This window comes from Bacillus sp. 05T31, assembly GCF_056396725.1.
Map to the genome: position 1 here is coordinate 1 of NZ_JBFTMA010000153.1, position 8,959 is coordinate 8,959.

The 8,959-nt window shown below is 36.6% G+C and carries 9 protein-coding genes and 1 tRNA gene; 3 read left to right on the top strand and 7 right to left on the bottom strand.

Annotated elements, in window-relative coordinates:
* Window positions 1-5 precede the first annotated feature (5 nt).
* From AC1DJR_RS11865 to AC1DJR_RS11880, 4 genes are all read right to left on the bottom strand, one after another.
* Window positions 6-2,138, bottom strand: coding sequence for a peptidoglycan D,D-transpeptidase FtsI family protein (locus tag AC1DJR_RS11865; protein WP_477002679.1), 2,133 nt, complete (start codon window positions 2,136-2,138; stop codon window positions 6-8).
* Window positions 2,139-2,247: 109 nt separating this feature from the next.
* Window positions 2,248-3,525 carry an MFS transporter gene (locus AC1DJR_RS11870; protein WP_002034060.1) on the bottom strand — a complete coding sequence of 426 codons (1,278 nt, stop codon included), beginning with the start codon at window positions 3,523-3,525 and terminating at the stop codon, window positions 2,248-2,250.
* Window positions 3,526-3,647: 122 nt separating this feature from the next.
* Window positions 3,648-4,259 carry a superoxide dismutase [Mn] gene (gene sodA / locus AC1DJR_RS11875; RefSeq protein ID WP_001052029.1) on the bottom strand — a complete coding sequence of 204 codons (612 nt, stop codon included), beginning with the start codon at window positions 4,257-4,259 and terminating at the stop codon, window positions 3,648-3,650.
* Between the two features lie 223 nt (window positions 4,260-4,482).
* A tRNA-Ile gene (locus tag AC1DJR_RS11880) sits at window positions 4,483-4,556 on the bottom strand.
* 239 nt (window positions 4,557-4,795) lie between these two features.
* Here AC1DJR_RS11880 and yqgB point away from each other — a divergent pair.
* From yqgB to ispG, 3 genes are all read left to right on the top strand, one after another.
* On the top strand, window positions 4,796-5,563 hold the full coding sequence (gene yqgB, locus AC1DJR_RS11885; RefSeq protein WP_002034056.1) for a protein YqgB: 768 nt from the start codon (window positions 4,796-4,798) through the stop codon (window positions 5,561-5,563).
* 65 nt (window positions 5,564-5,628) lie between these two features.
* Window positions 5,629-5,994, top strand: coding sequence for a hypothetical protein (locus AC1DJR_RS11890; protein WP_002129120.1), 366 nt, complete (start codon window positions 5,629-5,631; stop codon window positions 5,992-5,994).
* Window positions 5,995-6,159: 165 nt separating this feature from the next.
* Window positions 6,160-7,269 carry a flavodoxin-dependent (E)-4-hydroxy-3-methylbut-2-enyl-diphosphate synthase gene (gene ispG / locus AC1DJR_RS11895; RefSeq protein WP_162208025.1) on the top strand — a complete coding sequence of 370 codons (1,110 nt, stop codon included), beginning with the start codon at window positions 6,160-6,162 and terminating at the stop codon, window positions 7,267-7,269.
* An 85-nt stretch (window positions 7,270-7,354) separates the two neighbouring features.
* On the opposite strand, the gene AC1DJR_RS11900 is transcribed toward ispG, so the two are convergent.
* The 3 genes from AC1DJR_RS11900 to AC1DJR_RS11910 form a co-directional block, all read right to left on the bottom strand.
* Entirely contained in the window at window positions 7,355-7,768 is a 414-nt protein-coding gene (locus tag AC1DJR_RS11900; protein WP_477002680.1) for a Fur family transcriptional regulator, read from the bottom strand.
* A 13-nt stretch (window positions 7,769-7,781) separates the two neighbouring features.
* On the bottom strand, window positions 7,782-8,426 hold the full coding sequence (locus AC1DJR_RS11905; protein WP_477002681.1) for a metal ABC transporter permease: 645 nt from the start codon (window positions 8,424-8,426) through the stop codon (window positions 7,782-7,784).
* Window positions 8,426-8,959: metal ABC transporter ATP-binding protein (locus AC1DJR_RS11910; RefSeq protein ID WP_477002682.1), on the bottom strand; the 534-nt coding region annotated here is incomplete at its 5' end. The genes AC1DJR_RS11910 and AC1DJR_RS11905, both read right to left, overlap by 1 nt.

Below are 8,959 nucleotides of genomic sequence, written 5' to 3' on the forward strand. Positions count from 1 at the left end.
CTTTTTTATTCATCATCTTGATTTTTATTTTTTTTCGCTTTTTCATCTTGCGGAGCTTCACCAGTTAATGCTTGTTTTTTCAAATCATAGTAAGCGTCCATAATTTCACGACTGATAYATCCATTAATTCCTGTTTTATCATCATGTACCCATGGGACAACAACAGAAAATGCTACTTCTGGATCTTCAAGTGGCGCATAACCTACTAATGTTAAGTTATATGTTTCAACACGCTCACCTTTTGCATTTCTACCAATCTCTTTATCTCCGCCATATACAGTTTGAGCTGTACCTGTCTTCCCAGCTGCTTTATATGGTGCACCTGCAAAGTATTTTGTAGCTGTACCACCTGTATCGTTAAACACTTGTCTAAATCCTTCTTGAACACGTTTAATTTGTGATTCAGGCATATCAACACGATTTAATACTTTCGGTTCCATCGATTGAACAACTTTTCCAACTTCCTCTGGCTTCGCCGATGGCTCGCGAATTTCCTTTACAACTTGAGGTTGCATACGATATCCACCATTTGCAATCGTCGAAATATATTGCGCTAATTGAAGYGGTGTATACGTATCATACTGSCCRATWGAWAARTCTAATAAGAARCCYGGTTGATTTCCTTTACCTATTTGACCAGCAGTTTCATTTGGCAAATCAATTCCTGTTTTTACACCAAGTCCAAACTGACCAAAATAGTAACGCATAGTATCGAACGCACTTTTCGGAATATCTAACGTACCTCCTCGTACATATGGAACCCCAGCGATATTCATCGCTGTTTTAAACATATAAACGTTTGAAGACTGTTTTAACGCTGTAAGGTCATTAATATACCCCATCTGTTTCCAAGATGACTTCGTAGGTGTCCCTTTTAATTTAATCGGTTCATCTAACTGTACAGCTCCAGGTTGAATCGCGCCAGTTTGATATCCCGTAAGTAATGTCGCACCTTTTACAGTTGAACCCATCGGATAAGAACTTGTCATCGTTCCTAATGCAAAATCATCTACTTTCGTTTCGCCGTCTTTATTCACTAATTGTTTCCCCGCCATAGATAAAACTTCACCATTTTTCGGGTTCATCATTACAACGAATGCACGGTCTAAAAGAGGTTCGCTCCCTTTAAATCTCATTAAGTTTTTCGTAAGAATTTCTTCTACGCTCTTTTGTAATTTCATATCGATCGTTAAATTCAGATCGTTACCTCGTTGTCCTTGTGACACATTAATAGTTTCTAAAATATTACCCTCTTTATCTGTAACATTTCTTACTTCAGCTTTTGTACCGTGTAGGCTATCTTCATATTGTTGCTCAAGGTAACTTTTCCCTACGCGATCGTTACGATTATAATCACGAACAAGGTAGTAATCTAGTCGTTCTCTCGGCAACCCTTCATCAGAAGAAGTTACACCACCAAGTACACTTCGGAACATATCGTCATAYTTATATTTTCGCTCCCAGTCAACATTTGTATCTACRCCTGGTAATTTCGCTAAATTTTCACTAATAATCGCGTATTCTTCTTCTGTTGCACCTTTTTTAACGATTTGCGGCGTCATTGCATATCCGCTTTCCATCTTGCTTTTGATCGCCAATATTTCTAAATCTTTTGCTGACAATTGATTAATCTCTTCTTCTGTTACACGATTTCGTTGACGTTCATCTAGTTCTTTATCTTCAATTTTATTCGCTTTAAACTCTTCACGATCTTTTTTTGTGATTTTCGCTTCTGCTTCTTCTTTATGTAAAGCAAGCCAATAATCTTTCTTATCGCGATCTGTTAACTTATCTGTTGGGACTTCAATTAAATCTGCTAACTTTTTCGCTGTTTCTAAGCGATCTGCTGCAGTTGATCCCTTCATTTTTGTAAATGTAATTGTACGAATAGGCTCATTATCTACGACCGCTTCTCCATTACGATCAAATATTTTCCCGCGTGGTACAGGATTGCTTATCGTTGAATTTTCTTTTTTCTCAACTTCATTTTTATATTCCTCACCACGAACAATTTGTACGTATCCAAGCCTTACAATAACCGCGGAGAACATTAAAAACACGCAAAAAAACAACACGTTTAACCGAAAGGGAACGTGGGTTTTTTTCTTTGTCTGGTTCTTTTTCTGCTTCTTGCTCATACAAACCCCCTCTACCAACAGCTATGTAATGTGAAAGGGACACCTTCATACAGGTGCCCTCACTGCTGTCTTACATCTTTTTCTATTCTAGCATAAAACACGCGATAAGTTAACCTTCTGGTTCAGTTTGATTCTGTGTGCTCCCTTGCGCTACAACACTGGTTTTGTTCACATTCCCCTCATCATATTTGACATTTTTAACTGCAAAATAAATAAGGAAATGTCCAGCTCCTAAAATACATAGTAAGAAAGGTAAACTTTTTTCAGGTGGAAAGAATATAACAGCACATAAAAAACTTAAAATGGAACAAATTCTTCCAGCATTTAACCATAATTCCCTGACCACTATATATTCTACACGCCATTCTCTCGCCTGTTTTGCTCTACCAATTACATCGTATGTCATKGAGCCGTACGGAACGAGTAAAATMGGATATGCAACCGCAATACATGCTGCATAAATAAGTAATTTCGTATATGTAACATTAAAAATAACTAAAAATACRACCGCRTATAAAATAATRCCRCCAAGTAAAATTGCTTTTTTTCGCCATTCTTTCTTTAACATACGAGCAACTAAATAATAGCATACAAATGATACTGCAGAATTCACTAAACTATATTTCCCTAGTGCTAACTCGCTACCAGATGCTAAATAGACATATACCGAAATAACGAAAATAAACGTTCCCTCTCTCAAACCTTGGAAGAAATGAGCGCGCGTAATTCTTCCCCAGTTTTCATCAACTTGCCGCTCTTTCAATACTCGCACAATTTCATAGCGTCCTTCACATTCCCTCTTCGATAAAAAAAAGCTTAGAACGACTGCAACCGCAAATAGCATTAACGAGAGGAAGAAAATGACAGTATAACCACTCCATTTTTCCATACGTGAAATTGTATATCCTGCTGCTATCGGTCCAATCATTCCAGAGAACGATGTAAGAAGTCCTAGAAAACCGTTAAAAAAATCTCTTGTTTCTGGTTCTGTAATCTCAAATGTCAACAAGTTAAAAGCGAGCCAATAAAAACCATAACCAACTCCTAAAAGGGCTCCCATTAATAAAATATAGTGAGATGCACTTTTTCCCGCTACTAAAACGACGATAAAAAAAACAGCTAACGTGCCTACACCGATTCTCAATAAAATCGAGCGATCAATACGTTTCGCTAATTTCCCGCCCACAAGAAATGTTACAGGCTGCAATACAACGCTGGCCAAATTATACAAGCCCAGATTCACATAATTTTGTGTTTGCTTCCATAAATAAATGTTTACAAACGTATTCGATAAAGAAATTGCGAGCGTGTATAAACCTCCTATAACGAGCAATAATACTAAATCCCGATTCACTTCAACATCACCGATTACATGTTTCCACTTCATACACAACTCTCCTTTACTTCATGTTCTAGTCTTCCAAAGACAAGCTCAATTATGTAAAAAGAGAACATAGAAAAAAACTAGGAGAAAACCCCCTAGCTTTTTTCTAGCTGTATTAACTTTAATTATTTCGCTTCTTGGTAAAGTTTTTCAGCAACGTTCCAATCTACAACGTTCCAAAATGCACCGATGTAGTCAGGACGACGGTTTTGGTAATTTAAGTAGTAAGCATGCTCCCAAACATCTAAACCGATAACTGGAGTTTTACCTTCAGTTAGAGGAGAATCTTGGTTTGGAGTGCTTGTTACTTCTAACTCACCATTGTTTACTACTAACCAAGCCCAACCAGAACCGAAGCGAGTTGCGCCAGCTTTTGCGAATTCTGCTTTGAATGCATCGAAGCTACCGAATTTCGCTTCAATCGCAGTTGCAAGTTCGCCTACTGGTTGTCCCCCGCCGTTTGGAGATAGGATTGTCCAGAAGAATGTATGGTTAGCATGTCCGCCACCATTGTTACGTACTGCTGTACGGATTGCTTCAGGTACTTCGTTTAAGTTTGCAACTAATTCTTCAACGCTTTTGTCAGCTAATTCTGCATGACCTTCTAAAGCAGCGTTTAAGTTTGTAATATACGTGTTGTGATGTTTTGTATGATGGATGTTCATTGTTTCTTTATCAAAGTGAGGTTCTAAAGCATCATACGCATAAGGTAAATTTGGTAATTCGTGTTTTGCCATTGTTATATTCCTCCCGGTTTATGTATTGTCACTACATATGTGACCTACAACTTCATTCTACCCTAATTGCCATAGGGTGCAAACAAATAAATCGCTTTGTCTTGCTATCATTAAAGTAGCAAAATCCCCACTTCTTTTCAATTAAAATGCTCATATATTCCGAAAAAAAGCTTCCTTCTACAAGGAARCTTCCTGCTGACATAATAAACATATGAAATGGATATGGACCYTGTAGGACTCGAACCTACGACCGGACGGTTATGAGCCGTCTGCTCTAACCARCTGAGCTAARGGTCCACGATTATGTATGTACCATTAAAAACAACTAAATTCCAATCGGATATATCGTTTGAAAAATGTAAGATAAATTTACCATATACGAAAGAAAAGTGTCAATTGTATTTTTCTCTACTAAAAGAAGTAAATTAATAAGAAGGAATTTAGTCCTCTCTACTATATGTAAATATAATATATCTTGAGCTTCTCTAGATTCGTACGTTACAATGATTTTATACATACATAAAGGAAGTGAATCTATGTCCATTTTTACACAGCTAGCAAAAAGCGTATATTCGCCTAAAGATATGGCGCTTTTCCGTTTTCAAAAAATCGGTAAAACCATTTTGTATATTATGCTTCTTTGCCTAATCACTACTATTCCAAGAACTTTCTTGTACGGTAGCGTTATTCAAGATGGTGTTAACATGGTAAATAAAGTAATCGAAAAAGATTTACCTGATTTTAAAATTGAAAATGGCGAGCTAACAGCTGATATTGATCAACCTATCGAAAAAGAAGATGGAAATGCCCTTTTCGTATTTGATCCAAATTCAACAGACTTAGAAAAATATCAAAATAAAACAGGTTTATTTGTTTTAAAAGATAAAGTAGTCTCCATGGGGAATGGTCAAACACAAACATACTCCTAYAATGACTTATTAGGCGCATCTCTTGAGAAAAAAGATTTACAAGATTTCATTTCGTTATTTGACAGTATTTATCCAATCTTATTATTCGTTATTGGGTTCTTACTGTACTTGTTCCAATTATTTATTACCTTTGTAGGAGTTACATTGCTTGCCTTCATCGGTTCTGCGATGAGCGGTCAACGCAAATTATCTTATAAACAAGTTTGGACATTAACTGCTTACAGCTACACAATTCCAACAATCTTCTTTATGATTATGGATTTATTCAAAATAAACGTACCTGGCGCAACATTCATTTACATTGCAGTTGTTTTAATCGTTCTATACTTAACAATTAAAGAAGTTCCAAAGCCGAAAGAAAAACAAGAACTATAAAAAAATGCCTAAATAGGCATTTTTTTTTTGGACAAGCATATATTCCTAGCAAAGGAGTGAAGGATATGAAGAGATTAGGTGTACTCTTATTCGTGCTTGTCCTCGGTTATATATTTTATTACGACATAAAAATCGGTACTTTACCGATGTTAAGTTCATACAAAAAAACATCTGCTGCCCAAACGATAAAAAAAGAAAATACAGATACAAAACAAAATAAAGAGAAAGAAACAGAAAAAGAAACGGATACAGCTTATAAAGCAATCGAAGTAAAAACTGGCGATACAGTTCTTTCTATTACAGAAGCGATTAATAAGAAAAAAATTCCTTCTATTGAAAAAGTAATTGATGATTTTAAGCAATTAAATAAAAATACATCTGCTACAAAAATCCAAGTTGGAAAGTCTTATAAATTCCCCTTATATCAATAAGCAATCACTTAATCCTTGTCAATTACATAAAGGCGCTGATACAATAGTAAAAGTGAAACCGAGTACTTTGGTTTCTATAGCCCTTTCTCACACATACTATCATTGATGTAAGGGACTAAAATAAGAAACTTCTTTTATAAGGAGAGCGATCAATTCGTGAATGAAATGACTCAACGCACAAAAACACGTCCAGTTAAAGTCGGTAATTTAACAATTGGCGGTAACAATGAATTAATTATACAAAGTATGACGACAACAAAAACGCATGATGTTGAGGCTACAGTTGCTGAAATTAAACGTTTAGAAGAAGCTGGCTGTCAAGTTGTTCGTGTTGCTGTTCCAGACGAACGCGCAGCAAATGCTATTGCTGATATTAAAAAACAAATCAACATTCCACTTGTTGCTGATATTCATTTTGATTACCGCCTTGCTTTAAAAGCAATCGAAGGCGGCATTGATAAAGTACGTATCAATCCAGGTAACATTGGACGTCGCCATAAAGTAGAAGCTGTTGTAAATGCAGCGAAAGAGCGTGGCATTCCAATCCGTATCGGTGTAAATGCCGGCTCATTAGAACGTCATATTTTAGAAAAGTATGGATATCCAACTGCTGATGGTATGGTCGAGAGCGCACTGCACCATATTAAAATTTTAGAGGACTTAGATTTCCACGATATTATCGTATCAATGAAAGCCTCTGATGTTAACTTAGCAATTGAAGCATACGAAAAAGCTGCTCGCGCCTTTGATTATCCATTACATTTAGGTATTACAGAATCAGGAACATTGTTTGCTGGGACTGTAAAAAGCGCCGCCGGTCTTGGAGCAATTTTAAGTAAAGGCATCGGAAATACACTTCGTATCTCTTTAAGCGCTGATCCAGTTGAAGAAGTAAAAGTTGCACGTGAACTATTAAAATCATTCGGTCTTGCATCTAATGCCGCAACACTTATTTCTTGTCCAACTTGTGGTCGTATTGAAATCGACCTAATTAGCATTGCTAATGAAGTCGAAGAATACATCTCCACACTTAAAGTTCCAATTAAGGTTGCAGTACTCGGCTGTGCCGTAAACGGTCCTGGTGAAGCTCGTGAAGCTGACATCGGTATTGCCGGTGCACGCGGAGAAGGTTTATTATTCCGTAAAGGGCAAGTCGTTCGTAAAGTACCAGAAGAAACAATGGTAGAAGAACTGAAAAAAGAAATTGATGTAATCGCTGCTGAAATGGCTGCCGAACGAGAAAAAGAAAAAGAAAAAGAAAAACAAGAACAATAAAAAAGAAGGTTGCCACAATTTTTGTGAGCAACCTTTTTTTACATTCAAATTAAAAACTCGTCAGTTATATAACTGACGAGCCCTCTCATTTTGCACATTTTGGGCAACGCCCATATATTTCAAACTTATGCCCCGTTACCTCATAACCTTTAAAATCTTTATTCATAAAATCCATCGGGCAGGAATTAATCTCTTTCGTACCACCACAATCTAAACAAATGAAATGATGATGATGTTCCATAATGGRGCATGTAAAACGGAAATGCTTTTCACCATTTAATTCCGTTTGCTCTAAAACACCGACTTCAGCAAAAACCGTTAAGTTACGATAAATCGTATCAAAACTAAGTCCTGGATAATCACCCTTCATATGCTCTAAAACATCTTTCGCAGTTAAATAACGATTATGAGCTGCGAATAATCTCAGCATCTCTTCCCTTTTCCCCGTATGTTTGTATCCCTTTTCCTTCATTAGGCGTAAAGCTTCTGTTAGATTCATACCTATCCCTACTTTATGCAGTTTTTTTCTTCTTCCATAAAATTGCACCAATTAAAATAAGAACCATTGATACCGCAATTACAAGAGCAACTAATATAATGAAGATAAAGTGAATCCACTTTGCACTTAAACCGGTTGATACAGCGTATTCCTCATCAAATGATAGTAAAAACAACTCTTTGTATAATAAAACAATCGTCGCAATAACAACAATTGCTACTATACCAATAATAATTAAATCCGCACTTGTTACAGCACTTACACTACCAAATAAATAACTAAATAAATCCGTATTGAATCCATTAGCAAGTGAGATGAAGATAACTCCAATCCCCATCCCTGCTGAAAGTATAATCGGGATTGCTAACTCTTGATAATGTTTATATACAGTACGTAATTTTTCAATTAGCAATGCTCCACCGATTGAAAAAAACATCCCCATATATAAAGGGTTTAAAAACCCACCGGTAAAGATTGTCTTTTCAAGTAATAAACTTGCTGCAATTCCTGATAACGTCACATGACTTAATGCATCCGCAATAAGCGACATGCGGCGAATTACAACGAACACGCCGATAAGTGGTGCGACAAGCCCTATTAAAATACCAGCGTATAAGGAATTACGTAAAAAATCATATTGTAAAAAATCCTGTATCATTATATCCTCCCGTGATGCCCATGTTCATGTTCTAAGCGATGAACATGATGTCCATATAAAATCGACATTTCTGCATCTTCTAACTCTCGGAATTTCTCTACATTCCCATGGAAATGTAAATGCTGATTCAAACATGCAACATGCGTTACCTTCTCTGTCACAGCACCCATATCGTGCGTAACAAGAATTAACGTAATTCCCAATCTTTTGTTTAAATCCTCTAGTATCTCATAAAAACTTGCCACATTCTTCACATCAATCCCAACAGTAGGCTCGTCCAAAATAAGCAATTCCGGATCACTTACAAGTGCACGAGCAATAAATACACGCTGTTGTTGTCCACCAGAAAGTTCTCCAATGTTGCGACCTCGAAACTCGCTCATACCTACATCAGCAATCGCTTTTTCTACTTTCGCATTATCGTCTTTCGTAAAAAAGCGAAAAAGCCCTTTTTTCGAAACGAGCCCCATTGAAACAACCTCGAAAACAGTTGCCGGGAAACCTGAGTTAAAGCTACTTGCCTTTTGGGATAC

Bases quoted from the DNA above. Each gene is read 5' to 3' on its own strand.
- sodA (WP_001052029.1), bottom strand. From the start codon at position 4,259: ATGGCAAAACACGAATTACCAAATTTACCTTATGCGTATGATGCTTTA.
- AC1DJR_RS11890 (WP_002129120.1), top strand. From the start codon at position 5,629: ATGAAGAGATTAGGTGTACTCTTATTCGTGCTTGTCCTCGGTTATATA.
- ispG (WP_162208025.1), top strand. From the start codon at position 6,160: ATGACTCAACGCACAAAAACACGTCCAGTTAAAGTCGGTAATTTAACA.
- AC1DJR_RS11905 (WP_477002681.1), bottom strand. From the start codon at position 8,426: ATGATACAGGATTTTTTACAATATGATTTTTTACGTAATTCCTTATAC.